The organism is Enterococcus sp. DIV1083b, from assembly GCF_051713705.1.
GTDB lineage: Bacteria > Bacillota > Bacilli > Lactobacillales > Enterococcaceae > Enterococcus_D > Enterococcus_D casseliflavus.
In genome coordinates, this window is the sequence record NZ_JBIOQJ010000001.1 from 94,149 (window position 1) to 121,142 (window position 26,994).

The 26,994-nt window shown below is 46.3% G+C and carries 27 protein-coding genes; 21 read left to right on the forward strand and 6 right to left on the reverse strand.

Features of this window, described 5'->3' with window-relative positions:
* The first annotated feature begins 35 nt into the window (after positions 1 to 35).
* From IGI69_RS00420 to IGI69_RS00435, 4 genes are all read left to right on the forward strand, one after another.
* Positions 36 to 2,138 carry an SH3 domain-containing protein gene (locus IGI69_RS00420; protein WP_438739317.1) on the forward strand — a complete coding sequence of 701 codons (2,103 nt, stop codon included), beginning with the start codon at positions 36 to 38 and terminating at the stop codon, positions 2,136 to 2,138.
* A 241-nt stretch (positions 2,139 to 2,379) separates the two neighbouring features.
* Positions 2,380 to 2,883 carry a general stress protein gene (locus IGI69_RS00425; protein WP_010748525.1) on the forward strand — a complete coding sequence of 168 codons (504 nt, stop codon included), beginning with the start codon at positions 2,380 to 2,382 and terminating at the stop codon, positions 2,881 to 2,883.
* 268 nt (positions 2,884 to 3,151) lie between these two features.
* On the forward strand, positions 3,152 to 3,718 hold the full coding sequence (locus IGI69_RS00430) for a hypothetical protein (RefSeq protein WP_015508723.1): 567 nt from the start codon (positions 3,152 to 3,154) through the stop codon (positions 3,716 to 3,718).
* Between the two features lie 290 nt (positions 3,719 to 4,008).
* The gene (locus tag IGI69_RS00435) at positions 4,009 to 4,422 is read left to right on the forward strand and encodes a phosphate-starvation-inducible PsiE family protein (RefSeq protein ID WP_010748527.1); all 414 of its coding nucleotides are present in this window, start codon (positions 4,009 to 4,011) and stop codon (positions 4,420 to 4,422) included.
* A gap of 33 nt (positions 4,423 to 4,455) precedes the next feature.
* Here the strand turns inward: IGI69_RS00435 and IGI69_RS00440 are convergent, their stop codons facing one another.
* Genes IGI69_RS00440 through IGI69_RS00450 form a run of 3 tightly spaced genes read right to left on the reverse strand, consistent with a single transcriptional unit; the run spans position 4,456 to position 7,783 of the window.
* Positions 4,456 to 6,327 (reverse strand): fructose-1,6-bisphosphatase, encoded by a 1,872-nt coding sequence (locus tag IGI69_RS00440; protein ID WP_115231516.1) that lies wholly within the window; start codon positions 6,325 to 6,327, stop codon positions 4,456 to 4,458.
* A complete protein-coding gene (locus IGI69_RS00445; RefSeq protein ID WP_005226564.1) occupies positions 6,317 to 7,135 on the reverse strand; it encodes a pyruvate, water dikinase regulatory protein in 819 nt (272 codons plus the stop codon). The genes IGI69_RS00440 and IGI69_RS00445 overlap by 11 nt, the downstream gene beginning before the upstream one ends.
* Positions 7,136 to 7,147: 12 nt before the next feature.
* Positions 7,148 to 7,783: a helix-turn-helix transcriptional regulator gene (locus tag IGI69_RS00450; RefSeq protein WP_005226566.1), complete on the reverse strand. Its 636-nt coding sequence runs from the start codon at positions 7,781 to 7,783 to the stop codon at positions 7,148 to 7,150.
* A 189-nt stretch (positions 7,784 to 7,972) separates the two neighbouring features.
* Between IGI69_RS00450 and ppdK the strand changes: the two genes are divergently transcribed.
* The gene (gene ppdK / locus IGI69_RS00455) at positions 7,973 to 10,606 is read left to right on the forward strand and encodes a pyruvate, phosphate dikinase (protein ID WP_438739320.1); all 2,634 of its coding nucleotides are present in this window, start codon (positions 7,973 to 7,975) and stop codon (positions 10,604 to 10,606) included.
* Between the two features lie 81 nt (positions 10,607 to 10,687).
* Here the strand turns inward: ppdK and IGI69_RS00460 are convergent, their stop codons facing one another.
* The gene (locus tag IGI69_RS00460; RefSeq protein ID WP_194193640.1) at positions 10,688 to 11,080 is read right to left on the reverse strand and encodes a YbaN family protein; all 393 of its coding nucleotides are present in this window, start codon (positions 11,078 to 11,080) and stop codon (positions 10,688 to 10,690) included.
* Positions 11,081 to 11,252: 172 nt separating this feature from the next.
* Here IGI69_RS00460 and IGI69_RS00465 point away from each other — a divergent pair, with 172 nt between their 5' ends.
* Complete coding sequence (locus IGI69_RS00465) at positions 11,253 to 12,062, forward strand: aldo/keto reductase family protein (protein WP_005226570.1); 810 nt, start codon at positions 11,253 to 11,255, stop codon at positions 12,060 to 12,062.
* A 285-nt stretch (positions 12,063 to 12,347) separates the two neighbouring features.
* A complete protein-coding gene (locus tag IGI69_RS00470) occupies positions 12,348 to 14,393 on the forward strand; it encodes a methyl-accepting chemotaxis protein (protein ID WP_115231519.1) in 2,046 nt (681 codons plus the stop codon).
* 146 nt (positions 14,394 to 14,539) lie between these two features.
* Here the strand turns inward: IGI69_RS00470 and IGI69_RS00475 are convergent, their stop codons facing one another.
* Both IGI69_RS00475 and motA read right to left on the reverse strand, forming a co-directional pair.
* Complete coding sequence (locus tag IGI69_RS00475) at positions 14,540 to 15,304, reverse strand: OmpA/MotB family protein (RefSeq protein WP_194193638.1); 765 nt, start codon at positions 15,302 to 15,304, stop codon at positions 14,540 to 14,542.
* A gap of 13 nt (positions 15,305 to 15,317) precedes the next feature.
* Positions 15,318 to 16,082 carry a flagellar motor stator protein MotA gene (gene motA, locus IGI69_RS00480; RefSeq protein ID WP_221692625.1) on the reverse strand — a complete coding sequence of 255 codons (765 nt, stop codon included), beginning with the start codon at positions 16,080 to 16,082 and terminating at the stop codon, positions 15,318 to 15,320.
* Positions 16,083 to 16,702: 620 nt separating this feature from the next.
* On the opposite strand from motA, the gene flgB reads away from it, so the two are divergent.
* The 14 genes from flgB (at position 16,703) to IGI69_RS00550 (ending at position 26,994) form a co-directional block, all read left to right on the forward strand.
* Entirely contained in the window at positions 16,703 to 17,062 is a 360-nt protein-coding gene (gene flgB / locus IGI69_RS00485) for a flagellar basal body rod protein FlgB (protein ID WP_074535599.1), read from the forward strand.
* A gap of 21 nt (positions 17,063 to 17,083) precedes the next feature.
* On the forward strand, positions 17,084 to 17,500 hold the full coding sequence (gene flgC, locus IGI69_RS00490) for a flagellar basal body rod protein FlgC (RefSeq protein WP_003129038.1): 417 nt from the start codon (positions 17,084 to 17,086) through the stop codon (positions 17,498 to 17,500).
* 7 nt (positions 17,501 to 17,507) lie between these two features.
* Positions 17,508 to 17,831: a flagellar hook-basal body complex protein FliE gene (fliE, locus tag IGI69_RS00495; protein WP_438739324.1), complete on the forward strand. Its 324-nt coding sequence runs from the start codon at positions 17,508 to 17,510 to the stop codon at positions 17,829 to 17,831.
* 27 nt (positions 17,832 to 17,858) lie between these two features.
* Positions 17,859 to 19,481, forward strand: a complete 1,623-nt coding sequence (gene fliF / locus IGI69_RS00500) for a flagellar basal-body MS-ring/collar protein FliF (RefSeq protein ID WP_438739326.1) — start codon at positions 17,859 to 17,861, stop codon at positions 19,479 to 19,481.
* 10 nt (positions 19,482 to 19,491) lie between these two features.
* Positions 19,492 to 20,496 (forward strand): flagellar motor switch protein FliG, encoded by a 1,005-nt coding sequence (gene fliG / locus IGI69_RS00505; protein ID WP_005226586.1) that lies wholly within the window; start codon positions 19,492 to 19,494, stop codon positions 20,494 to 20,496.
* Positions 20,480 to 21,238 (forward strand): hypothetical protein, encoded by a 759-nt coding sequence (locus IGI69_RS00510; protein ID WP_438739328.1) that lies wholly within the window; start codon positions 20,480 to 20,482, stop codon positions 21,236 to 21,238. The genes fliG and IGI69_RS00510 overlap by 17 nt, the downstream gene beginning before the upstream one ends.
* Positions 21,235 to 22,587 (forward strand): flagellar protein export ATPase FliI, encoded by a 1,353-nt coding sequence (gene fliI / locus IGI69_RS00515; protein WP_005226590.1) that lies wholly within the window; start codon positions 21,235 to 21,237, stop codon positions 22,585 to 22,587. The genes IGI69_RS00510 and fliI overlap by 4 nt, the downstream gene beginning before the upstream one ends.
* 22 nt (positions 22,588 to 22,609) lie before the next feature.
* A complete protein-coding gene (fliJ, locus tag IGI69_RS00520) occupies positions 22,610 to 23,029 on the forward strand; it encodes a flagellar export protein FliJ (protein ID WP_005226592.1) in 420 nt (139 codons plus the stop codon).
* A gap of 65 nt (positions 23,030 to 23,094) precedes the next feature.
* Complete coding sequence (locus tag IGI69_RS00525; RefSeq protein WP_438739330.1) at positions 23,095 to 24,468, forward strand: flagellar hook-length control protein FliK; 1,374 nt, start codon at positions 23,095 to 23,097, stop codon at positions 24,466 to 24,468.
* Positions 24,469 to 24,480: 12 nt separating this feature from the next.
* A complete protein-coding gene (locus tag IGI69_RS00530; RefSeq protein WP_003129052.1) occupies positions 24,481 to 24,912 on the forward strand; it encodes a flagellar hook capping FlgD N-terminal domain-containing protein in 432 nt (143 codons plus the stop codon).
* Positions 24,909 to 25,271: a flagellar protein gene (locus IGI69_RS00535; RefSeq protein WP_015508733.1), complete on the forward strand. Its 363-nt coding sequence runs from the start codon at positions 24,909 to 24,911 to the stop codon at positions 25,269 to 25,271. Before IGI69_RS00530 ends, IGI69_RS00535 begins: the two co-directional genes overlap by 4 nt.
* A gap of 78 nt (positions 25,272 to 25,349) precedes the next feature.
* Positions 25,350 to 26,246 carry a flagellar hook-basal body complex protein gene (locus tag IGI69_RS00540; RefSeq protein WP_428210744.1) on the forward strand — a complete coding sequence of 299 codons (897 nt, stop codon included), beginning with the start codon at positions 25,350 to 25,352 and terminating at the stop codon, positions 26,244 to 26,246.
* Between the two features lie 35 nt (positions 26,247 to 26,281).
* The gene (locus IGI69_RS00545) at positions 26,282 to 26,479 is read left to right on the forward strand and encodes a flagellar FlbD family protein (protein ID WP_005226609.1); all 198 of its coding nucleotides are present in this window, start codon (positions 26,282 to 26,284) and stop codon (positions 26,477 to 26,479) included.
* Positions 26,480 to 26,490: 11 nt separating this feature from the next.
* Positions 26,491 to 26,994, forward strand: a complete 504-nt coding sequence (locus tag IGI69_RS00550) for a flagellar basal body-associated FliL family protein (protein ID WP_005232785.1) — start codon at positions 26,491 to 26,493, stop codon at positions 26,992 to 26,994.

The following is a 26,994-nucleotide window of genomic DNA, read 5'->3' on the forward strand; positions in this document are numbered from 1 at the left end:
ACAATAAAAAAAGGCTATTACGACGGAGGGATTAAATGACAATTCGTAAAGAACGACGCCGCTTAGAAAAGCGCTTGAAGCGCACACAATATACCCAAAAAAGTATTACGATGGCTACTACTTTAGTAGCGGGATCAACGTTTATCCCGACCTTAGGGCATGCGGCTGAAACGGCAACGACAGAAACTAGCAATGACCTAAAGATCGTTGAACAAACAACAAACACTACACCAGAAACCGACAGCACACCGGTTGAGGAAACGACAGAATCGACGACAGCACCTGTTGTGACCGAAGAAACTTCGGAAACGACGGAGGAGTCAGGGACGGAAGTAGTCACTGAGGGATCAGAAACAGCGACGACAGAAAGCACAACAGTCGCTAGTGATGAAGTCTTAGAAGCAGATGAAGTACCATCAGCCCTTTCGGATTTGACCAGTCGGGCATTATTTTCACGGGCAACGATCGATCCGGCTGCCTTTATCAGTCAGATTTGCGGCTATGCAACGGAAGTAGCGGCAGCAAACGATCTGTATGCCTCTGTTATGATGGCACAAGCGATTTTGGAATCTGGCTGGGGCGCATCAACTTTGACGACCACGGCCAACAATATGTTTGGGATCAAAGGTAGCTATAATGGCCAATACGTGACAATGGATACGTATGAAGATGATGGTTCAGGCAATTATTATTTGATCAGCGCCAAGTTTCGGAAATACCCATCATTAAAAGAGTCTTTTGAAGACAATGCGTATGTGTTGCGCAACACGAGTTTTTCTAGCGGCAACTACTATTACAGCGGTGCGTGGAAAAGCAATACGACCTCTTACACGCAAGCGACCGCTTGGCTGCAAGGGCGGTATGCAACCGATACTTCTTATGCCAGCAAATTAAACAATTTGATCAGTACGTATAATTTAACGCAATATGACACTGGCAGCTCAAATGCAGGCGGCGGCAATAGCAATGAAACGATCGTCAGTGATGAAACAGCGATCAATCAGCAAATGAAAACCACGTCATCCATGAATATTCGTTCGGATGCCTCCACCAGTGCCTCTATTACTGGTTCGTTAGCAGCCAATACGACGTTTACGGCAACGGCGACCAAAACGGGCACCAGCGTCAACGGCAACACCACGTGGTATAAAATTTCTGGCAAAGGCTGGGTCAGCGGTGCATATTTGACGAAGGTTTCGACCGATGCTTCAAATAACAATAGCGGATCAGGCAACACCGGTTCTGACAATAGCAATTCTGGCACGACGATCAACAAAAAAATGAAGACGACGGAAGCGATGAATATTCGTTCCAGCGCTTCTACTAGCGGATCAGTGGTAGGATCACTTAGCAAAGGCACGACCTTTACAGCCACTTCTATGAAAACCGGCACATCAGTCAACGGCAACAAAAATTGGTACTATGTCTCTGGCAAAGGTTGGGTCAGCGGTGCCTACCTTACTGAAGTGACCAACAATAATGCTTCTGAAGCAGAAAAAGAAGACAACAGTTCAAGCATCAATCAAAAAATGAAGACGACGGCCGCATTGAATGTCCGCTCGGATGCTTCTACCAGCAGCCGTGTCGTGACGACGCTTGGTCAAGGGGTGACCGTTTCCGTGACAGCGAAAAAGAACGGCACTTCAGTGGAAGGCAATAAAACGTGGTACTATGTTTCTGGCAAAGGTTGGGTCAGTGGTGCCTACTTGACAACAACCAGCAGTTCTTCCAATAACAGCGGTTCAACGACGACAAATCAGAAAATGAAAACCACCGAGATTTTAAATGTTCGTTCCGATGCTTCTACCAGCAGCAGTATTACTGGTTCTTTAAGTAAAGGGGCAACCGTCACGGTTACCGCAACAAAAACCGGGACGACCGTCAATGGCACGAACAAATGGTATTATGTTTCTGGCAAAGGCTGGGTCAGCGGTGCCTACTTGACAGCTGCTAGCAGTGGGTCTTCTAATACGAATACCAGCAGTAGTTCAACGAAGACGCACACGGTGAAATCAGGTGACAGCCTATGGTCACTGGCACAAAAATACAACACCAGCATCAGCCAAATCGCATCATGGAACAAGATCAACAGCAGCTATACGATCTATGTCGGGCAAAAGCTGATCGTTTCCAAATAATAAGCAAAAGCAACCGCGTGTATGCCATTGGCTCACGCGGTTTTTTATGCTGGATCAAGCGTTCACTAAGCTGCTAGCGGTTTATCAAGAAACTACTTGTTTTTCGTAAGCGCAATCAAACTATTTGGTCAATCATAGAACCCTGCGTTAGAATGAAAGAAGCAATAGAAATTGCTAGTTTTAAAAGAATTGCTTCAGAACCAGAACAATCGAAGCGTACACAAAATAAGGAGGATTTCACATGCACAACAGAAACCTAACGATTATTGGCAGTTACGACACTCGAACAGAAGTATTACCGGTTATTGAGCAATTGACAAACGAAGGCTATGGCAAAGACGATATCGTGCTGTATGCGAATCAAACAGTCATCGATCAATTTGGGTTAGAATCCATCGATGATGTGGAAGTGGAGCATGCTGCTAGTGAAGACGAAGATCGTTCGCTTTGGGAAAAAATCAAAGATGCGTTTTCTTTTGGCGATTCAGATCACAGAGACGATGAACATGATCCATTATACGGCTACCGAGATGACATCGAACGAGACAAACTCGTTGTCGGCGTCTACGATTATCAGCCGATGGACAAAATAACGGATCGTGCTGCAGATACTGAGCCAATCATCGATCAACCGTTACCAGGTGAAACGGCGATGCCCGATGAGTCCGTTCATCCAACACCGCGCATGGGAGACAGTGATATTGAAGCACCGATCCATGACCCGAATCATCTGCGAAACTTATAAGTAAAAGAATTTCTTAAGTAAAGGAACTATTAAAGCCAGAGGAACGAGCATCCGTCGCACCTGCCAACCCTTAGTAAAGGGATGGGCCCGCAGGTGATCGACCGTCGCCCTCGGGCTTTTTTTGTTGCGCAACGGGCATTCATGTCTTTGTCATCTTTGAAAATAAAACTTAATTTGTTGACGATTGCTTTTTTTTGTATAATATAAGAATGAGATAGATCATTGACGGAAGGTCCAACCATATTTTTGGGAAAGGATGGGGAGTGCGATGAAATTCAAGTTCAATATGCAGTCGGCATTAGTCAGTTGTTTTGTTGCGGTTTTTTTGAGTGTGGCGATCAATCAAGATGCCAATGCCTTTGTTGCCGCGCCCTTTGTTCGAGATTCTTCCAGTAGTTCCTCCGAGCCACCTTACCAGACCGCAAGCAGCAGTATCGAAGAAACCTCTGATTCCAGTCAGATTTTTTATGAAGCCAGTGTTAGTTCGTATACACCGTCTTCAACGACTAGTCGCTCGATCGAAGCGTCGACAAATGAAGGCACGTCTGTTTCTGTAAGCGAAGTAGAGACAGAGCCTAGCGTCAGTACTTCTGCAAGTAGCGAAAGCAGTTCGAGTACAGCGCCGAGTGGCGGCTCAACGACCACCAGCGATACCTCCAGCAGTAGCGCTAGCAGCAGTTCTTCAAGCTCTTCGTCTACGAGTTCGACCAGTACTACAACAAGCAGCTCCAGTAGTGAAACGACTGAACCGTCTTCGGAAACCTCCAATAGCGATGACGAAGCTGCGGAAGATACGAGTGAAAACGTTGATCTAACAGTCGAAGGGGTCAACTGATCCCAGTTTATAAGGAAAACCAGTCCAATCCAAAGGCACCATTTCAGCTAGGCTTTATGCCTAGCTTTTTTATTTGCTTGCGTGAAGGAGTCACGCCCCACCATTGCCATAAACAGGCTTTTTCGTGGCTGCGTCCCCATAAAGCAGCTATCCCTTTTGACTAATGATCAAAGCGACTACCCTCAGTCCTGCGTGTTTATTTCCTTCCTTCCTAAAAAAAGCTGCACTTGCAAGCATATCGTAAAGTGATTTTGAACAGTTTCGCTATAATAAGTGCGAGGAGGGGTGTTATGGGAAAGTATTTTAAGCACTTCGAAAAAATGATTAGTGTGATTGTTGATATTATGTTAGGACTGTTGGTTCTTTTGGTTTTGGTGGTGATGGCGGAAGCGATCTACAAAATCGTTGTCCATGTGATCCCACTGCATGAAGTTAGCGATCTTTCCTTATTGATCGAAGAGATCGCGACATTGTTTATTTTACTGGAAATTATTTTGATGTTATTGCGTTACGTAAAAGAAGGTCACCATATTCCGGTGCGTTACTTGATTTTGATCAGTATTACAGCAATTTTAAGAGAGCTACTTTTGGCACAAGGAAAAGGGTTAGAAACGCTCTTTTTGGCCTTAGCGATCTTGGTCTTGATCATTGTGCTGCAGGCGTTGGAAAAACTCAAAGCCTTTCATAGTTCTAAAGGACTGTAAAAAAAATCATCCGATTGGTTGACGAATGACTCGTCAAGGGATCGGATGATTTTTTAATTCTTCAAAAAGCACTCGGCTTTCTTGCTGTAGCCGCTTGCCGATATCTGTTTGCCCTACCGTTGTTCTTTCCGTTTGCCGCACGACGATTTTTTTCTGAGTGACGATGTCACGTCGCTGCTGGATGGCTTGCTGGCGATCTGTAAAGGGTTGATGGGCTGCTAAGGTCATGCCGAAGGAATTTGACAACAGCGTGTAACCAGCAATGCCTGTGACGGATTGATAGGAGCGAGAGAGTCCGCCATCGATCACCAATAAGCGACCATTTGCCTTGATGGGCGTCTCACCTTTACGCACTTTGACAGGGGTGTGGCCATTGATGATGTGGCCTGTCGGCGGCAGACCGAAGGCAGCTAGGACACGGCAGCAGAAGTCTTCGTTTTCCCTTAAAGAATAATAGGCATTTTTTTGTTCCGTATGGGTGTTGCGATCTGCTATAAAGTAGCGCTCAAAGGTTTTCATGGCTTTTTTGCCGAAGAGGGAAGAGCCTTCGCCGCACCAAAGATACCAGATCATATCGGTGGCAAGGTCTGTTTGCTTTTCTGGTTGGGCAAAGCTTTCCTGCAAACATTGCTGAAAAAAGTCCATCAACGCTTTGCCTGCTAAGGGCTGCTGCTGGAAAGTAAAGGCCAGGAAATCGCCGTTTTCCTGACAAGGCAGGCAGCCGTGATACAGCAGGTTGTCGTTGAAGCGCTGGTACAAGGTGCCATGCTCAACTAAAAAGCGCATATGCGCAGCTAAACGGGGCGAGCGTTGAAATTGGCTCAGCAAATCTTGCAGTACCTCATGTTCTTCTGCTGTCAAACGGTAAGGATCATCGGGATCTACTAGTTGAAAACAGCCGTTGATCAAAGGATAGGTCTGGTCTAGCTGGATTTGTTGCCGATCTTGAGACAAGCGATGCAACAAGCAGCGCTCTGCCATCGCAAATGCTGGTCGCCGCTGGATCACGGCTGCTTCGACTTTGAATTGGATGATGGCAAACGCCTGTTGCAAAAGCATGGCTGCTTTTTTTTGCTGGCTTGATAAAGGGTCCACTGTTTTTTGCGGATAAAAGCCTTCATTTTCTGTGTAATATTTTTGGCTAAAAGCCAGTGCTTTTGATAGATCGATGCCATAACCATCTTGTAATAATGCCAGATTGCCGTAGCGAGCAGCGATGCGGATCGTATTGGCCAAACAGGGCAGCGAGCCGCAAAAGCTGCCGATCCACAAAATATCATGGTTGCCTAGCTGAATATCCAGTGAGGGCAAAGTCATCAAGCGATCGACGATTTTGTCTGGCGCTGGTCCGCGATCATAAATATCGCCTAAGACGTGGAGATGATCCACTACGAAGCGCTGAATCAAGTACGCCAGTTCTTGGCAAAAAAGCGGGGCTGCCTCTAATTCAATGATCTTATCAAAAATCGCACGATAGTAAGCTTCTTTATTGAAGTCAGCATCATATTGGTACAACAGTTCTTCTAAGATATAAGCAAAAGAAGACGGCAGTGCTTTGCGTACCTTGGAGCGTGTGTATTTACTGGAAGTAAAGCGGGCAACTTTCACTAGCTGTGCCATCTTTAAGCGCCAATCGGCAGGGGTCCATGCCTGTTCTTGTAATAGCTCCTCTGGATAATAAATGACAAAACAAAGTTCGGTCTGTTCTTCTTTCGTCAAGACGCCAGTAAACAAAATCTCGACTTTTTCTCGGATACTGCCAGAACCATTCCGCAAAATATGGTCAAAGGCATCGTATTCACCATGCAGATCGCTGACAAAGTGCTCGGTGGCTTTCGGCAGCTGCTGGATGGCTTCCAAGTTGATGATCTCGGTCAGGTTTGCCAAGGCGTCTTTATTGAACATGGGCCTGTTCTTTGGCTTGTTCTTCAATCAGCATCGCGCTTTCTTCAATGGAACGTTTGCTGACATCGATCACCGGAATGTTCAGCTTTTTGAACCATTCATTCGCGTAAGCTAATTCTGCTTCGATTCGTTCACAATTGGTGTAATGGGTCTCTTCTTTTAAGCCCAATGAATGCATTCGGGATCTCCGAATCTCGGTAAGGGATTCTGGATTCGTGGTCAAACCGACCATTTTCCGCGGGTCGACTTGGTGCACTTCGGCTGGCAAAGCAACTTCAGGAATCAAAGGCAGATTTGCCACTTTGTAGCCGCGGTTTGCCATGTATAAACTCAATGGTGTCTTCGAGGTTCGCGAAACCCCTAAGAGGACAAAGTCAGCATCGAGAAATCCCCGTGGGTCTTTGCCGTCGTCGTATTTCACCGCAAATTCCATCGCTGCCACCCGGCTGAAATATGCTTGGTTCAAGCGATGCAAGGCACCAGGCTCTTGGACGGCTTCTACACCGAATGTTTTTTCCAGCATCGTGGTCAAGGGCGACATAAAGTCGACATACTGCAAACCAGTCCGCTTGGCAAAGGCATCAACAAAGGCGACTAACTCTTTATTGACTAAGGTGGTAACGACGATCGATTTGTCTAGCAAGGCATCTTTGAGGATCTCGCCTAAGCTCTCTTCATCATTAGTAAAGGGAAAGAGCTGGATGTCTGAAAGGTCGATCGTGGGAAACTGCGCGGAAACGGCTGCGATCAGCTTTTGTGCCGTTTCGCCTACGGAATCTGAAATCAAATATATTCGAACGTTCTTCATTGTTTTTGCCCCCTAAAAGTGTGTGTTGTCACTGTCATTGCCTGCTTGAATAAAGTAATTCATCAGCCGTGTCTTCGTGATTTTGCCGATGACTTTTTTTGGTTCCTGCGGATCGACCACAGGCAAGGTATCGACTTCATGTCGCCCTAACAACGTACCAGCCGTCAAAATCGTTTCTTCGGGTGTGATGGTCACGATGTTTGGCATGCGAGTCATGATCATCGCTACAGGTGTTTTTTCTGGTGCGGCATTGCTGATCGCAAAGCGCAGTAGGTCTTTGCGGGAGAGGACCCCAATCAGCTCGTCTTGGTCATTTTTGACATAGAGGGAACCGACATCGTACATAAACAAAGTCGTGACCGCTTCATAAACGGAGACCGTTTGTGAGATCAGCAACGGTGGGATCATGATTTCTGCAACTTTGGTATGATAGAGTTTTTCGAAAAGCAAAGGCTCAACGGTTTGTCCTGTATAGAAATAGCCGACTTTCGGTCGGGCGTCTAATAAACCGGTCATGGTCAAAATCGATAAGTCATTCCGCAAGGTTGCGCGGCTCAAGCCCAACTGCTTCGCAATGGTCTCCCCACTGATCGGCTGATGCTCTTTGACGATCTCAATGATTTTCATTTGTCTTTGGCTTAATTCCAATGTGTCACCTTCTTTCTTTTATGTGCTACGCTATTGATTATATGATTTTCCGAATAAAAAGGCAATCCTTCTCTTTTAAAAGGATAAATCCCTTAAAAGTTTTCTTTTTTCAGCTTGACGATTAAATGTGTCATACTATATACTGCTAATTAATCGAAATAGTATACAACATTTAAAAGGAGGAACATGATGGAAAAAGCAGTCGTATGGTTTTCAGAAGGCACAAAAGAGCAAAAAGCACTATTAGGCGGGAAAGGGGCAAATCTTGCGGAGATGACCAATTTGGGTTTGCCTGTTCCCCAGGGATTTATCGTCCCTGCGACTATTTGCCTGACCTATTTAGAAGAACAGGTTCTTCCTGAGGCGATCATCAAGCAAGTCAAAGCTGCCATCGAAGAATTGGCAGTCCGCAGGAACAAAACATTTGGCGGACTGCAGTCGCCGTTGTTGGTTTCTGTCCGCAGTGGTGCTAAGTTTTCCATGCCAGGGATGATGGATACGATCTTAAACCTTGGGTTGAATGATGAAACCGTCCAAGGGTTGGCTCAGCAGACGGGGGACCCCGTTTTTGCTTATGATTGTTACCGCCGTTTGATCCAAATGTATGGGGATGTGGTGAAAGGTGTAGCAAAAGAGCACTTTGAAGCCTACTTGACAGACTATAAGAAACAGCAGAATTATGCGTCAGACCAAATGATGACTGGCAATGATTGGCAAATGATCTGCCGCGTGTTTCAAAGTATTTATATGGAACATACTCAAGAAGCGTTTCCGCAAGACCCGTTTCAGCAATTGTTGGCAGCCATCACGGCGGTTTTTCGCTCATGGAACAACCCACGGGCAAAGACCTACCGATCTCTCCATCGCATCCCTGACGATCTAGGGACTGCCGTAACGATTCAAGAAATGGTTTTTGGTAACAGCGGTATAAATAGTGGGACGGGTGTCGCCTTCACCCGCAATCCAGCAACCGGGGAACCGGGACTTTTCGGCGAATTTTTAGTGTGTGCCCAAGGGGAAGATGTGGTTGCAGGGATTCGTACACCGCAACCGATCCAAGCGTTGGCACAGCAGCATCCCATGATCTATCAGGAATTAAAGCAACTGGCTGAGCGTTTGGAGGATCACTATCAAGACATGCAAGACATTGAGTTTACCATCGATGACGGCCAGCTGTTTGTCTTGCAAACAAGAAACGGCAAACGAACCGCCGCTGCCGCAGCGCAAATCGCAACGGATATGGTCGCAGAAGGTCGGATCACTATCAGGCAAGCACTAGATCGCATCACACCAGAAATGATCGATCAATTGCTACACCCGTTATTTGCCCCCGAAGCCTTACAGCAAGCCAAAGCCTTTGCGCAGGGCTTGCCGGCTAGTCCAGGAGCAGCTTCAGGACATGTCTATTTCACTGCAGAGGCGGCGGAAAAAGCCAACCGCGCAGGAGAAAAAGTCCTGCTGCTGCGACAAGAAACCTCACCTGAAGATATTGAAGGCATGGTGGTGAGTGAAGCGATCATTACCGCTCGTGGGGGGATGACTTCGCATGCGGCGGTGGTCGCCCGTGGTCTGGGGGTCTGCTGTGTGGTAGGGTGCGAGGCATTAAGTGTCGATGTATTTTTGAAGCAGGCTCGCTGTGGTGAGCTGCTGATTGAAGAAGGTGACGTGCTTTCGGTAGACGGCAGCACTGGCAAACTGTATCAAGGGCAGCTGCCTATGACCAGTGTCCAGGAGCGTGTCTTGCTGGATCAGCTTTTGACGTGGGCACAAGGCCAGGCAGATCTAAAGGTTTACGCAAATGCGGAAACGAAAAATGACATTGAGGCTGCGCTGGCCTTTGGGGCAGCGGGCATCGGTCTGGCACGGACGGAGCATATGTTTTTTGGAGAAGAGCGTTTGTGGAAAATGCGGGAAGTCATTTTGGCGGAAACGAAGGCGGAACGATTGAAGGCGTTGGCTGAGATCAAGGCTTATCAAAAAGCCGATTTCCAAGAAATGCTGCAGGCCGCGCAAGGAAAGAAGTGCACGATTCGTTTATTGGATCCACCACTTCATGAATTTTTGCCCCATGAGCATGAACGCCTTGAAATGGCTCGCCGTAGTCAAAAATCATTGGCAGTGATCGAGCGGCGAATTGACGAGCTGCAAGAGGTCAATCCCATGATGGGGCATCGCGGCAGCCGTTTAGGACTGAGCTATCCAGAAATTTATGAAATGCAAACAGCGGCGATTTGTGAAGCGGCTGTGGAATTGCGGCAGCAAGGAGTCGAGGTAGAGGCGGCGATCTTATTGCCCCTGATCAGTTTGCCAGCAGAACTGCAGGTGTTGAAAGCGACGTTGACGCAGGTGATCGCTCAAGCAGAAGCAACCCTGCAGCAACCGTTGCACATCGAGATCGGCATGATGATCGAGACACCTAGAGCGTGCTTGATCGCTGGGGAGTGTGCTGAAGAGGCGGCGTTCTTTAGTTTTGGTACCAATGACTTGACCCAAATGACGTTTGGCTTTTCGCGGGATGATGCAGGCAGCTTTATTCAAGCCTATTTGCAGTCGGGGATCTTACAAGAAGATCCTTACCAGCACTTAGATCAGGCGGGTGTTGGCACCTTGATGCGCCAAGCGATCACTGGCGTAAGAGATCGTCAGCCAGAGCACTCGATCGGTGTTTGTGGCGAAGTCGGCAGCGATCCCTATTCCATTGCATTTTTGCGAGAGATCGGCATCGACTATGTTTCTTGCTCCCCATACCGAATCCCTGCTGCCTGGTTAGCGATCGCCCAATCAGCCCCCATCATCGAAGAGGCGTCAGTGGGCTCCCGCTAAAATAGGAGAAAAAAATACACCGCAGTCCACTAGCAAGGCTCGCTTGCTTGGTGGATTACGGTGTGTTCGTGCAGCTTCGCCTTACAGGGGCTGATCCGTTTTTTGGATCACAGGTTTGCGTCCTTTTAAATACCAAGTGATCCCAATGACATGGGCGAGGTAGATGGCAGCGAGGACGAAACGTACCAGCAGATTAGGGATCAATAGTGCAGGAATGGCAAAGACTACCAGCATCATGGCAAACATCCGAACCATTCCCTTGGTGCTCAGCTGTTTTTGTACGAGTGGTTTTTCAATGTATTTTTGATAATTTTCTGATTGAACCAAGCGTTGATAATAGGTATCGGAACTCCGCAGCCAGAAATAAGCCGTCAGCAAGTAAAAGACCGTTGTGGGTAAGAAAGGTAAAAAGATTCCTAAAGTACCTAGACCGAATGTCAGTGATCCACAAAGAAAAAATAGTGTTTTTTTCAAAAGTAACTCTCCTTATTTGGGTGTTTCGTGTCTTACCCTCAGTATAACGGAGGAGGGGCAGCTTGAACATGCGTTTTGTGTTTTTCCCCGTTTTTTCGCGGCAATAAGAGTTTTTCTTCCCCATACTCCTGCTTTTTTGATAGACTAGAAACAACACAAAGGGGGAAGCAGCATGGAAACGATTGAATTGAATACCGGCATTCAGATTCCAGTGATCGGCAGTGGGACGAATACATTTGGGAAAGAAAACCGAGAATACCAAGGTGCGATCAATGATGATACGACAGAGCTGTTGACTGCCATCAAGCTTGGGTATCGGCATTTTGATACGGCGATTTCTTACCGCAACGAAGCCGTGGTAGGCAAAGCCATCAAGGAAAGCGGGATCGACCGCAGCGAATTTTTCCTGACTTCTAAGATTCCTGGCAAACCAGAGCATACGCAAGATGCAGCTGCCGTGAAAGCGTCTGTCGAAGCGAGTTTAGCAGCCCTGCAGACGGAATCGATCGATCTTTATTTGATCCATCATCCGTGGGACAACTTGGCAGAGATCGCCGCTGTCTGGGCGGTTCTTGAGGCTTATGTCGATAAAGGAGTCTTAAAAGCGATCGGGGTGTCCAATTTCCAAGAAGAAGAACTTAGCTATTTATTGGCAAACAGTCGGATCAAACCAGCGGTCAATCAAATCGAATCGCATCCAGGCAAGTGGAACGATGCGATCATCGCCTATTCCTTAGCCAATCAGGTAGTTCCAGAAGCCTGGGGGCCACTTTCACGGATTTCAGAAGCGGCTCGGGAAACCTTGACCCAAATCGGTGAAGCGTATCAAAAAACCTGGAGCCAAGTGGTCTTGCGTTACCAAATCGAGCGTGGGGTGATCGTGATTCCGAAATCCCATTCAGAAAAACATCAAGCCGAAAATTTAGCGCTCTTTGATTTCGCTTTGACGGCGGAAGAAAAAGCCGTCATCAAAGAATTATAGGCAATAAAAAGCAGTCCCATTAAAGGGGCCCCTACAGCCAGTGCGGAAACTTCCGTGCTGGCTATTTTTATGCAGTCGCAACGCTCCTTCATGACTGAGGAGCTTTTCTATTCGTTAGATCAGCAACCGTAAGCCTTAGCAAAAAAGAAAATGCGCTTGCAGCCGTTTCTGCCAATGAACCCTCTTAATCATTCAAAGAAATAACCGATTATCCTTACTAAGGGTCGTCTACGGACGAGTCTTCATTGGATCGTGTGAAATTGGAAATGAAGGAGTGGCACAGTTGTGAAAAAAAGAAAAAAGACGATAGGAATTTATGTGATGATCACCTTGATGCTGGTTGCGGGGATCCCGATCATTGTCATGCTGACAAGTTCCTATTTAACCACCAAGAACTTATTGATTGAACGAAATGATTTGAACAAAGAAAGTGCCGTCAATTTGATCTTGGCGGAAGAAAAGAGTTTGCGCCGATCGACGGAAAGCAAATTGAAATCAATGGCTGAACTGCCAGCGATGAAAACAGAATTCAGTATGGGACGCATCCGTTCAGATCTTTCTTTAGCGATTGCTGGAAGCAACAGCTTCTTAGCGGTGACTTTTGGAACAGAAGATGATGAGTATGTGACCTTCAATCCCTTACCAGATGATTATAAGCCCACGATTCGGCCATGGTACAAAGGGGCCGTAAAAGCCGAAGGAGAAGTCTATTGGACAGCACCTTATTTAGATACAGTGTCGAATCAATTTGTGACGTCGGCTTCGATCAGGGTCAAAAATTCCCATAATCAAGTGGGGGTTTTAAGCGTCGATGTTTCCTATGAAAGCATTCAAAACATCTTGTCTTCCTTTACCGTAGGGCGGACTGGGAATGTCACCTTAGTTTCAGAATCTGGGGTCATCGTGACCTCAAAAAACACCAAACAAATCGGTAAGAATATCAAAGAAGAAGAAGTATTCCAAAAAATCAAAGAAGCTAAAAACCCGACAGGCATGGTTGGTTTAGGCGACTCGAATAAAGTCAACGATGTGTTGTATGACAAGTCTGCTGATTCCAATGTTTGGGCGTACTCCGAAGTCAAAGCTAGTGATCTAGACAAAGAGTTAGGAGCGTTGGTCCGTACCACCATTATCGTTACGATCTTGATGCTGCTCTTTGTAGGACTGGTTTCTTATGCCGCGATCAAAGTAGTTGCAGCGATCATCGATTGCTTCAATCGTTACTTTAGAAAAGTCGGTGAAGGCAAACTAGAGAAGATGAGCAAAACCAAAAGAGCCAAAGGCGAAAAATGGACATGGGAGCAACTGGCACGCCGAGTTGTTTATCCAGACAAAGCAGGCAATGAGATCCAGCAAATGGCGGACAATTACAATGTGATGATCGAAGGCACGGGTGCATTGATCCAAAAAGTCCAAAAAGAAAGCAACAGTGTCGCAGGAATGTCGGATTCTTTATTAGAATTGTCAAAACAAACCAATATTGCGACAGAAGAAGTCTCTCAAACCATTACGGGGATTGCTGAAGTGACCGGTGCTCAAGCCCAAGAAACAGAATACAGCGTGTCCCAAATGCAAAATCTGTCGCAGGTCGTGAAAGAATTACGAGAAAATGTTGGCGGCATGAGCAGCAAGTCGCAAGAATCTACGAAGATCAATCAAGAAAACTTAACGATCATGGATCAAGTCGATGACAGCTGGCGACAAGAGTTGGCACAGATGGAGCGTTTGATGTCGAACATGACGGGAATGAATGATAGTATCCAAAACATCAACTCGATCATTGGGGTCATCAACGATATTTCTTACCAAACCAACTTGCTAGCCTTGAATGCATCGATCGAAGCCGCAAGTGCAGGTGAGTCGGGCAAAGGCTTTGCCGTTGTGGCTGCTGAGATCCGTAAATTGGCGGAACAAAGCAAGGCTTCTACCAAAGAGATCGAAGCGATCATTGAAGAAATTCGTGAGCAGTCTAGTCAAATGGTCAAACAAACGTCGGCGTCTGTCAAAGGCGGCGTTCGCCAAACCAACTTGATCAAAGAAGCGATCTCGTCTTCAAAAGAAGTTTTCCAACGCAGTAGCTATATGATCGAAGGCATCCATCATATTGAAGCAGCCAGTGCTCGTATCGAAAATATTCAAAACAGTGTGCTGGAAAACTTAGAAAACATTTCCGCATCAACGGAAGAAAATGCCGCTGGTACACAAGAAGTTTCCGCAAATGCAGAAGAAGTCTTGGCAACCATGGATGAATTTACCAACCATGTGGCAGACCTCAGAGACATTGCAGAAGAGTTGAAGCGATTGACCAATCGGTTTGAAGTGGAAAAATAAATCAAGCAAAAAAATCACTTATCAGCTAATCGCAAGAATGGCTGATGAGTGATTTTTGTTTAGTGAATAGGAGACTACAAAAAAGCCAAGACGAATGTTGCTCATCTTGGCTTTTCATAATGATATTTATAAAACCTTATTACGGGCTATTGTGTCGTTTCAGTCCGCTGAATGATCATCTCCACGCGCCGGTTTTCCGAGCGGCCTTGGGGGGTGTTGTTATCGGCTTTCGGTTCGGTATCGGCAAAGGCTTGGATGGCAGCATTTTTTTCTAAAACAGCGCCTTTGCTGATGAAGTATTCCATAACGGTAATCGCACGAGCGGAACTAAGATCCCAGTTAGATTGGTAGCGGCCATTGCCTTTTTCGGGTACGTTATCGGTATGTCCGGCGATCACGATTTTGTTGGCTTTTAGTTTTTTCAGTGAGTCCGATAGCAGATCCAGTGACTGACGAGTGGTGTCCGTGATCTCGGCGCTGCCAGAGGCAAATAAGATACTGCTAGCAAGCGTGATATGCAAGCCATCGGATTCCAAGCGGACTTCTGTCTGCTCTTTTAAGCCAGAAGCTGCCAGCTCTTGTGACAGCTGGTCGCTGATTTTTTCTAGTTGCTGATTTTCCAGTTGGGTCCGAACCGCTGCTTCTTGCGCTTGTGCTTCGGCAGAAGTGGCGGCTTTTTTTCGCGGCGTGGTCTCGCCCATATCGATCACTGACCCAATCACAGATGAATTGCTGTGGTGGCTGGAAAGGATGGTGCCAAATTCGCTTTTGATTTCTTGGAACTTCTCATCATCGACTTTTGCCATGGCAAACATGACGATGAACAAAGCCAGCAGCAAGGTCAACATATCCGAGTAAGGCAAAAGCCACGCTTCGTCTACATGTTCTTCATGTTTCTTTTTTCGCTTCATGTCGCTTCACCCTTTATAATTGTTCTTGCCGTTTTTTCGGATCGATCAAGCTGTATAATTTTTTCTCAATGCTTTTCGGCGATTGCCCGGCTTGGATCGCTAAGACCCCTTCCACGATGATCGACATCATTTGGACCTCTTGCTCCGATTTCAAATTCAGTCGTGAGCTAAAGGGAATGAACAGGACATAGCCGAAGAAAATACCATAAAGGGTCGCCACAAAGGCGGCCGAGATCATGTGCCCCAGTGCTTCTACATCCTCTAAATTACCTAGCGCCCCAATCAGCCCGATCACGGCTCCTAACACCCCTAAGGTCGGGGAACTCGTGCCGGCGGTTTTAAAAATAGCCGAGCCGATGCGATGCCGTTCTTCGATCCCATAGATCTCATTCTCCATGATTTCTTGGATCTGTTCGGCAGCGATGCCATCGACCACCATTTCTAAGCCCTTTTTTAAAAAAGGATCTTCTAAGTTTTGGATGGCACCTTCAAGAGATAACAACCCGTCGCGCCGGGCTTGGTTGGCTAATTCAACGATGGTATTGATGGTTGTTTTTAAGTCGTATTCTTTATTTTTCAGCAGAACGCCGAAGATCTTCGGGATTTTTTTGATATCACTGCTGGGAAATGAATTGATAACGGCTGCGATCACACCGACGAAAATGATGATCGCGGCTGCCGGATTGATCAAAACGGCCACATTGGCACCTTTTACAATCATCCCAACCACCACAGATATCAATCCTAAAATAATACCGATCAGCAAGAAAAAATCCATTTGTTGCGTCCTCCTAAATTCTATTTCCAGGTTTTAAACCCTCATTTATTTTATCGGTGAATTAAAATCATTCTTAATAGCAAAAAAAAATAATCCTAAAAATAACTAAAATAAATTTTCAACTTCTTCTTTTTTTGTTGTTTTTTGGACAAGTTGCGGCAAATTTTTGAAATGGTACAGCTTGCAATTTTTGTGAATATTTATAGATGGTACCGTTTTTTTTCGTGAAGCGTTTCTCAGGGTTTGTCATGTCATTCAGCACAAATGAAAATGTTTTAATCAATTTTTCGAATAATGCTTGTTTTTTTATCAAAAAACTGATTTTGATCAAAAGGCATAGATATGCTTGTAAAACGCTTTATATCGATCGTTTGCTTTTTATAACTGGGGACGAAATTGCGATGAAACAGTGTTTAACAAATAACATAACATGCTTGTAACTTAAATGTCATATCCGTAAAGTTGCAAAAATCAAATTGTAAAATAAAAATAATTCTACTATAATGACATCACGTCTTCTTGTTTTTTTAATCTATAACAAAAAAATAAATAAATATATTTGTTTCTGTTCCATCGCTGAAAAAAACGTTTGGTACAGAAGGTGGAAGGAGCAATTATTGTTGGATACCTATGATTTATTAAAAACAGCCATGAACGTTTCTGCCCAACGCGCAGAATTGATCTCGTCTAATATCGCTAATGTCAACACGGATGGGTACAAGGCAAAACGCATCGTGTTTGAAAGCGAATTAAAGCAGGCACTCACTTCATCAGGGACGGACGCTGCAACCGAAGCGTCAGTTTCTCAAGTAAAACCGAAAATCACTGAAAATGCAACTACCAGCATCAAAGACAACGGCAATAACGTGGATCTTGAAGTGGAGATGTTGGATCAAGCAGCCAATGGGTTATATTACAGTGCATTGACCGCACAAGTCAACGGTCGCTTGCAAATGATGAACCTTGTATTGAGTAATTGATAGAAAGCGCAGGAAAAACAAATGGGTATGTTTAATGGACTAACGATCAACGCGAGCGGTCTAGCATTGGAACGGTTAAAACTAGATACGATCTCCAGCAATATCGCAAATGTAAATACGAATCAAACACAAACAACCGCTGCTTATCAAAAAAAGAGTATTCTTTTTTCAGAAAATTTAAAAAATAGTCGCGAAGGAACACCGGCTACATATGGTGTCAAAGTGACGGGGATCGCTGCCGATGAAACGGAAAAACTGACCTATGATCCTACGAATCCCGCTGCCAACGATGAGGGATATGTCGGTCAATCAAATGTGGATATTGCCGATGAAATGGTGGCAATGTTGCAAGCGGTTCGAACGTACGAAGCCAATGTTTCTGCTTCAGAAATGAATAAAACGATCTTGAAAAAAGCATTAGAAATATCAAAGGGGTAACGAGAAAATGGATGGACTTTTACCGACAGGATTAACGGACTACCAAAACGTTTTGCGGACACTAGGCACGGGGGCTGCTTCAAACGAGACCAGTGCTGCAGGCGCCGAGAAAAATCAGTTTTCTTCTTACTTGACCAATGCGGTCGATCAGTTGAATCAAAAAACGGCGGTCATGGATCAAGATACTGTAAATTTGATCACCGGCGATGAAAGCGATCTAGGGAATGTGATGATTCGCATGACGGAGGCGCAACTGGCGTTACAAACAGCCGTTCAAGTACGAAACAAGTGTTTAGAAGCTTACAATGACGTGAAAAATATGCAGTTTTAGCAGTGGGTGAGGGAATAAGGATAAATGATGGATAAAGTGAAAGAATGGACAGAACAACTCAAAGACCGTTGGCAAATGCAAAGCTCTTTAAAGAAAATGATCGTTGTTCTTTCCGTTATCAGCGTTCTCGGAATCACAGCAGCTGTTTATTATTTAAATACGCGAATTGAATACGGTATCTTGTTTACGGATCTAAGCGATGCCGATGCGGGAACGATCAGCAAGGATTTAGAGGAACAGCAGATTGCCTACAAATTAGCCGACAATGGGACGACGATTTTGATCGATAAGGACCAAGTCGATGAATACCGCATCAATCTTGCCGTGGACAATAAGTTACCAAATACCAGTACAGGCTTTGAATTATTTGATGATGCCAACATGATGACAACGGACGAAGACCGCAAGATCATGTATCAGCGGGCAGTAACGGGCGAACTGCAACGAGCAATCGAGTCGATCGATGCGGTCAAATCCGCCAAAGTTTTACTCGTGATGCCAGAAGAAAGTGTCTTTTCTTCTGAGGAAAGTGCGCCAACCGCCTCCATCGTGTTGACCTTGAAAAATCAGCAGATCTCAGACGAGTCCGTGCAAGGGATCGTTACCTTGACTTCCGGCGCAGTGGAAAAGCTGAAGCCAGAAAATGTAAAAGTCGTTGATAGCGCGGGCAATACCTTGACGAGAACCGAAGATGAAGCCAGTCAATTAAGTGGCTTAAACAATAAATACATTGCCATCAAAGATTCCTATGAAAAAACGCTAGAAGAAAAAGTAGCGAAGCTGCTGACACCAATCTATGGTGCAGACAAATTCCAAGTGTCGATCAATTTAGACTTGAATTTTGACTCGATCGAGCGGAAGAAAGTCACCTATGATGACCCTGAGATCAAGAGTGAGACAGTGCAGGCTGCTGGTTCGCAAGGGACCGTCCAAGAAGCCCAAACAGGCACGGTGGATGACAATGTCTCCAATGTGACGGGCACGGATGGAGAGGGAAACAATTCCTACAGCCGTTCAGTTGAAAACGAATTGGATACCGAGACCACCACGACCATTACGGCCCCTGGCATGATCGAACGAATGACCAGCTCGATCGTGATCAATGCGAACCTTTCGCAAGCGGATCAAGCAGAACTGCAGCAGTTGATTGCTAGTGCCGTTGGCTATGACAATGACCGTGGTGATCAAATCGCGATCCAAGGATTTGACTTTGCCCAAGCAGAGGTTGATCCAGCCGTTGATCCGCAAGGGAATGAACCGATTGCAGCTGCCAAAGGTTATCTCAAGTATGCCATCATCGGCGGCATCGTGTTGACCTTGTTCTTAGTGATTTTAATGATCGTTGGCGTGATCCGACGTCGTCGTAAAGAAGACGAGCTGGAAGTCGATGTGACGGAGGAAATGGTCACTTTTGCACAACCGTCAGCAGTTAGCACTGGTACAAGTCCGTCAGTTGCACAAGAAGTCGTTTTTGGCGGTGTCGGCAATCGGTCTGCTGAAACGAAACCAGCGGTGCCAGAAGCATCCACACAAGAAGCCACAGCAGAACATTCAGGAGAACCAACATTGGATCAAACGGCTAGAAATTATGCCGAAAGCAATCCTGAAGTAGCGGCGGAATTGATCAAAGCTTGGATGAAAGAAAAATAAGGGGGCAGCCATGGATACAATAGACGGGGTAAAAAAAGCAGCGATTCTTCTGATCTCTCTAGGATCAGATACCTCTGCAAAGATCATGAAGCTGCTGCCAGAATCATTTATACAAAAGGTGAGCTATGAGATCGCCAATATCGACTTTGTCAGTCCCGAAGAGCGGGATCAAGTATTGGAGGAATTTTCTCATACCGCCACGGCCCGCAAATATGTCTTAGACGGCGGGATCGATTATGCCAAAAATTTGCTGAACCAAGCATTAGGCCCTCAAAAAGCCAAAGAAGTCATTGACGTATTGACTCAGATCCAGCTGCGGGAACGGCCCTTTAATATCGCTCGCAAAGCCGATGTTCAACAGTTGACCAATCTGTTGATCGGCGAACATCCACAAACGGTAGCGTTGATTTTGTGCTACATGCAGCCGGACAAAGCGGCCAGCGTCTTGTCGCAGTTTCCCGATCATTTGCAAGTGGAGATCGCTGAACGGATCGGGACGATCTCCAGTACGTCGCCTTTGGTGATCGAACGGATCGAAAAAGTAATCGAGAACAAATTCTCGAATTACATTGAGAACGATACGGAAAATGTCGGTGGTGTGCACACACTGGTAGAAATCTTGAACTCAGTTAGCCGCAGCACTGAAAAAAACATTTTGAACGACTTAGAAAAGCGGCAACCAGAACTCTCCAACGAAGTGAAATCCAGCTTGTTTACTTTCGAGGATATCGTGACCCTCGATCGCTTGGATGTTCAAAAAGTCTTACGAGATGTTCAAAACGATGTGTTAGTCTTAGCGCTTAAAGGCACGACCGATGACATCAAGAACTTTATTTTCTCCAACCTCTCATCACGGGCGGTGGAAAATCTGCAAGAAGAAATTCAATTTATGGGTCCTACCCGCTTGTCTGCTGTAGAAGAAGCCCAACAAAGTGTGGTGGCTGTGATTCGACGGCTAGATGAAACCGGTGAGATCTACATCGGAAGGGGCGACCAAGATGCAGTGGTCAAATAGCAGTTTATTGAAGCAGCAGGCGGTCAAAACGACCGAAGCTGCGCGCAGTATTTTGACGGATACGACCATCAAAGCGCCGATTGAGAAACCAAGCTTAGACCCAGAACTGCAAGCGGCTAGACGTGCACGCCAGTTGGAGCAGGAACGGCATCTGCAGCAAATGGAAGCCTTGAAGCAGCAGATTTTGACCGATGCACAAGAACAAGCGGCGCAAATTCTAGCAGAAGCGAGAACGGAAGGCTTTCAAGCAGGACAAGCAGACGGCTTTCAACAAGGCTATCAAGAAGGACTCAATGCCAGCAAAGAAGCCGCGCAAGCATTGATGGCACAAGCCCAAGCCAATGTCGCTGAAGCCGTTTCTGAGATCAACGCCTTTCGCTCAGAGAAAAAGCAAGAGATGATCGCTTATGGCACGGCAATCGCTGAAGCCTTGATCAATCAACGTTTTACAGACGAGCAAGCAGGCTTCCTGCCTTTTGTGGAGTCTGTGCTATGGCAATTTGAACAACCCGATCAATTTGTGACTGTTCGCAGCCAAGAGCAGCATCTTACAGGATTGCGAGAATTGTTGGAAACCAAAAAGCAGACGATCAGCGGGTTTCGCTATTTACTCATGGCAGATGACAGCTTGGCGGAACACGATTTTTGTATCGAATCTGAAAATGCCTTGGTGGTTTTTGAACTGAGGAAAGAAATCGCTCGCTTTTTGAGCCAATTTCTAGAAAGCAGTGTGAAGGAATGACGTTTGAATTACCGATCACAGCGCTGCGCAAAACGGCGCAAGCACAGCCGTTTTTTACCACCTACGGCAAAGTCAGCGAAGTCGTAGGTCTGCTGATCAAAGTCGAAGGGCTGGCGGTTTTCATAGGGGAAATCTGTGAAGTCGCATTGCAAAACAAGACACATACAGCCTTAGCTGAAGTCGTAGGCTTTGTAAAAAAAACCGTGCTCCTGATGCCCCTTGATCAGCTAGAAGGCATCGGACCGGGCTGTTTGGTGCGGCCAACTGGCAAATCGTTGACGGTAAAAATCGATGATACGCTGCTAGGGCACACCTTAGATGGACTAGGGCGACCGTTAGATATGGCGCTGGAGCTGGAAAGTGCGCCAGAATATCCAGTTAGTCAAGATTCTCCTGACCCCTTTCGCCGTCAAAAAATCGCTGAGATCATGCCGACAGGTGTCCGGGCGATCGATGGTCTTTTGACCGTAGGCCTTGGCCAACGGATCGGCATTTTTGCCGGCAGCGGGGTCGGTAAGAGTACTTTATTGGGGATGTTGGCTCGTTATTGCGAAGCCGATGTCATCGTGATCGGCTTGATCGGCGAGCGGGGACGAGAAGTCAAAGAATTTATTGAAAATGATCTAGGTCCAGAAGGTTACCGCAAGTCGGTCGTTGTCTGTGCTACCTCCGATATGCCGCCTCTCGTACGATTAAAAGGGGCTCATGTGGCAACAGCGATCGCTGAGTATTACCGCGATCAAGGGAAGAAAGTCGTATTGATGATGGATTCGGTGACCCGTTTTGCGATGGCGCAGCGGGAGATCGGTCTATCGACAGGCGAGCCACCGACGACCAAAGGTTATACCCCTTCTGTGTTTACAGCTTTACCGAAGTTGTTAGAACGCAGTGGGATGTCGGACAAAGGCTCGATCACGGCCTTTTATACTGTCTTGGTAGAAGGGGATGACATGAATGAACCGATCGCTGATGCGGTGCGGGGAATTCTTGATGGACATATTCTGTTGTCCCGAAAAATCGCCGCTCAAAATCATTATCCTGCCATCGATATTCAAAACAGCCTCAGCCGCTTGATGAAGACCCTTGTTTCTGAGGAACAGCATAAACATGCGGGGGAACTAAAAGAAAACATGGCCGTTTATGCAGAGGCCAAGGATTTGATCGATATCGGTGCCTACAAAAGCGGCAGCAATGCGTTGACCGACCAAGCGATCGCGCTGCATCACCCCATCCTGCGGTTTTTACAGCAAAAAGTGGATGAGCGGATCCCATTTGAACAAACGATTTTTGAACTGGCGCATTTGTTCAGTGAAGAAGCGCTGATCGAGCGCCAGCGTTCGACCATGTAAAACAGATCATAAAGGAGCAGCTATGCAAGCATTTCACTTTTCCTTAGAAAAAGTATTGGATCACCGAAAAACCATTGAGCAAGAAGCCAAACGAGCGTACGCCCAAAAACAACAATTGTTGATTCAGCAAGAACAGCACCTGAATACGCTGACACAGGAAAAAGCCCAGCTTTTTGATGTCAATGAGATGACCATTGGGCGGATGCAAGTGCAACAACGCTATTTGCTTGCGTTGAATGCCACCATCGATGAGGTTCAGAACAAAATGTTTCACGTGAAGCAAGAGTTGGCAGAGTCTTTATCGGTGGTGGTAGAAGCGCAGCAGGAACGCAAGATCGTGGAAAAGCTGCGAGAAAAACAATTTGCTGAATACACCTATGAACAGCAATTGGAAGAGCAAAAACAATTGGATGAGTTCGGCAATCGCGCCTTATTTTCTTAAAGAACTAATGGTTTTAGTGATGAGACGACCTTGGTTTCAAAGCATCAGCTGAGAGGAGGTGAACAATGAAAGAGATCACAACAAGTGCCGCAACCGCTGTACCTGTCGGTAGCAAATCAAAAAAGACGGAGGCGTCACCAGAAGTCTTCAGTTTGCTGATGCAACAGCTGACGGAACAGAGCGCAAGCAATCTGCCAGCCCACTTCGAACCATCAGGTATGTCGGAGCAAACCGCCGCCGCACCAGAAATGGGGGTTGCCAGCAGTATGGAACATCTGCCGCAGGAGCCAGAAATCACTCCAGCAGTCGAACAACCTGCAACGACACAAGCGTCAGGAATAAGCCAGATCAGCCAGGCACCTTTTGCAGGCTTGGTTCAAGAAGCGCTACAGGCATCAATGGCAACGACGGAGCAGAACCAAACGAGCGCCACAGCAGCTTCTCCCGACAGTGTTTCAGCAGCTTTGCTAGCACCAATAGACGTAGCCACCACAGTCATCAACCCCTCCGAGCCTGCGCTTGAAGGTCTAGCTTTGATGACAAATGACAGAAGTGAAGCCGCAGCAACAACGCTTGAAACACCTTTGCCAGAAGACTTAGTAGGCGAGGAGCAGACCACGGCAAAAGGAATCGCTCCTTTCAAGGAAATCAAGGAAGTCGATTCAGTAACAAAAGCCGCGATTGCGCAGACGACAGCAGCACAGCTGAAACAGTCCACCGAAGGGACCGCGCAATTGGGCCAAACGGGACCATTGGATCAAGTGCCGCCAGTGACCCACCAAGCGACGGAGACGACTAGCACCTTGCAACGCACGAATGAAACAGTCGTCAAAAAAGCGGAAGCTGTTTCTGCACAAGCCATTGCTTCTTCAGCAGTAACTGACAATGAAATGGCGGCACCAGCACTGCAGCTGCTTGATGTTTCTCCCCTTTTGACCAAGCAAGGACCAACGCCAACAAAAGCGAGTATGGAGCAAGCGGTCCTGCCCTTAGCAAAAGCGACTGCCCAACTCGTCCAAACGAGCAGCACGGCAAGCGAGAAAAAAATCACGCTGCAATTCGTTCCCGAAAAATTAGGCACGATCCAGCTTTCCCTAGAAACGAATGCCCAAGGCAGCCGCTTAGAACTGACCGTTCAGCAGCCGCAAGCCAAAGAATTATTGCTGTCCATCAAGCATGAGCTAGAGCAAGTTTTGCAAAAGCAAGAGCAGCCGATCCTAGCGATCAAAGAACCTACGTTAACTTCTGTCCAGCAGGCTAGTTCGCTGTCAAATCAATCCTTTGCCGGCAGTATGATGGCAAGTGACAGTCAGTTAAACCAACAGCGTTTTTTACAGGCTCAAAAAGGACAAAGCAAAAAGCCATTTCATCAAAGCAATACGGCTGAAGAAGAGCCGCAATTAGCACCGATCGATCATGCGATCAGTATTTTAGTGTAAAGGAGGAGACCTATGGCAGATGAAATTACAGCAGCTGCGGCCGGTATTGCCAATACATCGGCATTAACGCAAACAAAAAAATCTTCAGATATCTCCATGGATGATTTTTTGAAGATCTTAGCCGCATCTATGAGCAACCCATCGATGGGAGGCAGCGATTCTTCTGGTGGTGGTAGCACCGACTATATCTCGCAACTGGTTCAATTTACGACCTTAGAGAGCTTGAATGAATTGAGCGAAACGTTGACGACCTCGGTGATTTTACAGCAACAGCAGCAAGCTTTTAGCTTGATCAATAAACAAGTCACTCTGATGGACGGCACAGAAACATTGTCAGGAACCATCGAAAAGGTCCGCTTTGCCAATGGCTACGCCACGATCGTCGTAAATGGCAAAGAATACAGTATGAGTGCGATCCAAGAGATTGGCGGCGAAGCAAAATGAGTTTGACGATTCAACAGGGGCTGCAAAAAGTTGCCGGGGAGCCTTATCAACATCCCCGCAAAGGCGTGGACAAACAAGCCTTTTCTGCAATGCTTGAACAAAAACAAAGCGACATCAAAGTCTCGCATCATGCGCAAAAGCGTTTGACCGCAAGAGAATTGACCTTACAAGACGATGATTATCAATCCCTTTCAACGGCGCTTAGTGAGCTCGCGGAAAAAGGCAGCAAAGAATCACTGCTTGTTTACAAAGATATGGGCTTGATCGCCGATGTCCATTCACGAACCATCATTACGGCGATGGGGATGAATGAGCTTCACACCGTCACCAATATTGACAGCGCCACATTTATCAAATAGCAGCTGGACTGAAAAGGGGCTGCAAGTATTTTCTGAATGACAGAGGAAAATACGCCAACCATAAGGAGGAAAACAAGCATGTTACGATCATTATATTCAGGTGTCAGTGGAATGAAAAATCTTCAAACGAAAATGGACGTGGTTTCCAATAATATCGCCAACGTCAATACGGTTGGATTCAAATCAAGTCGAGTACTTTTCCAAGACATGATGAGCCAAACGATGTCTAACGCAACTGCACCAGGCAACGGCTTAGGCGGAATCAACGCAACGCAGATCGGTTTAGGGGTTCAGACGGGCTCCATCGATACTATCAATACAGTCGGTGCCCCGCAATCGACAGGTCGCAGCATGGATTTTTATATCAGCGGACAGGGCTACTTTATGGTACAAGGACCAGGAGCAAATGGCGAAACCTATTACACACGAGATGGCGCATTCGTGCGCGACAGCAACGGAACCTTGACCAATAGTGATGGGATGCAAGTCTTAGGTCGTTCAGTCAAGGGCGGTCAACCAGTTGTCTATGATGACAACTTTGATGAAAACACGGCATTGAGCGGACAAGGTGCGGTATCTCCCTTGTCGATCCCAAGCACACTGACCGTCAATGGGGAAACCTTGACCTATAACTCCATGGCGATCGATGCCAATGGCTTAGTGTTGGCAAAATACGGCAATCAAACCTTTGTGATGGGAAAAGTCGGTGTCGCAACCTTCAATAACCCAGAAGGCTTAGAAAAAGTCGGCGGCAACAACTATATCCAAACCAGCAACTCAGGAAATGCGATCGTTGCAGGACCTGGCAACAATGGCGCAGGAACGCTGCAAGCAGGTGCCTTGGAAATGTCGAATGTCGATCTTTCGACAGAATTTACCGAAATGATCATTGCGAGCCGTGCCTATCAAGCAAATTCAAGAAGTATTACGACTTCTGATGAAATGCTGCAAGAATTATTGAATCTAAAACGTTAAGAACGTGACGCTTCATCATTGAGAGGAGTTTGACCATGATTCTAGTGACAGCATTGAATGGCAAGCCATTCTATTTAAATCCAACATTGATTTATCGGATCGAAGAAATGCCGGATACATTGATCACACTGACAGACGGCAAAACCTTAGTGGTGACGGAAGCTGCGCAAGAAGTTGCGCAGCGGGTGATCGAGTATCATACGGTGATCCATTCGAACCAAGTGAAAACGTAAGGGTGGGAAAGATGGCAAAAGAAGAAAAAGTACCAAAAGCAGAAAAAGAGAAAAAAGGCTTGAGTATGGTTGTTTTACTGCCGATCCTCTTGATCGTGGTAGTCGGCGGCAGTATCGGTGGGACCTTAGTGACGAATCACTTTTTGACGGGGGAAAAAACAGCAGCTGCTGAAACAGCAAAAGACAGCAGCAAAATCTCCTCAGACGAAGCGATCGTGGCGTTGGATGAATTTTTAGTCAATCTGGCCAAAGAAGACAACCAAGAGCAGCAATACATGAAGGTCAATTTATCGATTTTAGTAGCGGATGAGGAAAAAAGCGCGGAAGCCACGAAAAATGTGGCCGTCATTCGTGACAGCGTCGTAAACTTATTGCGCCAACAAAAGGCCAGCGGTATTTTGAGCTCCGCCGAAAGTGTACCGAATTTAAAAAAAGCATTGAAAGAAACAATTAATCAGGAATACGGATCAGAAATCGCCAAGGATGTTTATGTGACGGATTTAGTGATCCAATAG

Bases quoted from the DNA above. Each gene is read 5' to 3' on its own strand.
- ppdK (WP_438739320.1), top strand. From the start codon at position 7,973: ATGGAAAAAGCAGTCGTATGGTTTTCAGAAGGCACAAAAGAGCAAAAA.
- IGI69_RS00435 (WP_010748527.1), top strand. From the start codon at position 4,009: ATGGGAAAGTATTTTAAGCACTTCGAAAAAATGATTAGTGTGATTGTT.
- IGI69_RS00445 (WP_005226564.1), bottom strand. From the start codon at position 7,135: ATGAAGAACGTTCGAATATATTTGATTTCAGATTCCGTAGGCGAAACG.
- flgC (WP_003129038.1), top strand. From the start codon at position 17,084: ATGGGTATGTTTAATGGACTAACGATCAACGCGAGCGGTCTAGCATTG.
- IGI69_RS00465 (WP_005226570.1), top strand. From the start codon at position 11,253: ATGGAAACGATTGAATTGAATACCGGCATTCAGATTCCAGTGATCGGC.
- IGI69_RS00530 (WP_003129052.1), top strand. From the start codon at position 24,481: ATGGCAGATGAAATTACAGCAGCTGCGGCCGGTATTGCCAATACATCG.
- IGI69_RS00420 (WP_438739317.1), top strand. From the start codon at position 36: ATGACAATTCGTAAAGAACGACGCCGCTTAGAAAAGCGCTTGAAGCGC.
- fliF (WP_438739326.1), top strand. From the start codon at position 17,859: ATGGATAAAGTGAAAGAATGGACAGAACAACTCAAAGACCGTTGGCAA.
- IGI69_RS00545 (WP_005226609.1), top strand. From the start codon at position 26,282: ATGATTCTAGTGACAGCATTGAATGGCAAGCCATTCTATTTAAATCCA.
- motA (WP_221692625.1), bottom strand. From the start codon at position 16,082: ATGGATTTTTTCTTGCTGATCGGTATTATTTTAGGATTGATATCTGTG.
- fliJ (WP_005226592.1), top strand. From the start codon at position 22,610: ATGCAAGCATTTCACTTTTCCTTAGAAAAAGTATTGGATCACCGAAAA.
- fliE (WP_438739324.1), top strand. From the start codon at position 17,508: ATGGATGGACTTTTACCGACAGGATTAACGGACTACCAAAACGTTTTG.
- IGI69_RS00430 (WP_015508723.1), top strand. From the start codon at position 3,152: ATGAAATTCAAGTTCAATATGCAGTCGGCATTAGTCAGTTGTTTTGTT.
- IGI69_RS00525 (WP_438739330.1), top strand. From the start codon at position 23,095: ATGAAAGAGATCACAACAAGTGCCGCAACCGCTGTACCTGTCGGTAGC.
- IGI69_RS00475 (WP_194193638.1), bottom strand. From the start codon at position 15,304: ATGAAGCGAAAAAAGAAACATGAAGAACATGTAGACGAAGCGTGGCTT.
- IGI69_RS00425 (WP_010748525.1), top strand. From the start codon at position 2,380: ATGCACAACAGAAACCTAACGATTATTGGCAGTTACGACACTCGAACA.
- IGI69_RS00550 (WP_005232785.1), top strand. From the start codon at position 26,491: ATGGCAAAAGAAGAAAAAGTACCAAAAGCAGAAAAAGAGAAAAAAGGC.
- fliG (WP_005226586.1), top strand. From the start codon at position 19,492: ATGGATACAATAGACGGGGTAAAAAAAGCAGCGATTCTTCTGATCTCT.
- IGI69_RS00440 (WP_115231516.1), bottom strand. From the start codon at position 6,327: ATGTTCAATAAAGACGCCTTGGCAAACCTGACCGAGATCATCAACTTG.
- fliI (WP_005226590.1), top strand. From the start codon at position 21,235: ATGACGTTTGAATTACCGATCACAGCGCTGCGCAAAACGGCGCAAGCA.
- IGI69_RS00535 (WP_015508733.1), top strand. From the start codon at position 24,909: ATGAGTTTGACGATTCAACAGGGGCTGCAAAAAGTTGCCGGGGAGCCT.
- IGI69_RS00510 (WP_438739328.1), top strand. From the start codon at position 20,480: ATGCAGTGGTCAAATAGCAGTTTATTGAAGCAGCAGGCGGTCAAAACG.
- IGI69_RS00540 (WP_428210744.1), top strand. From the start codon at position 25,350: ATGTTACGATCATTATATTCAGGTGTCAGTGGAATGAAAAATCTTCAA.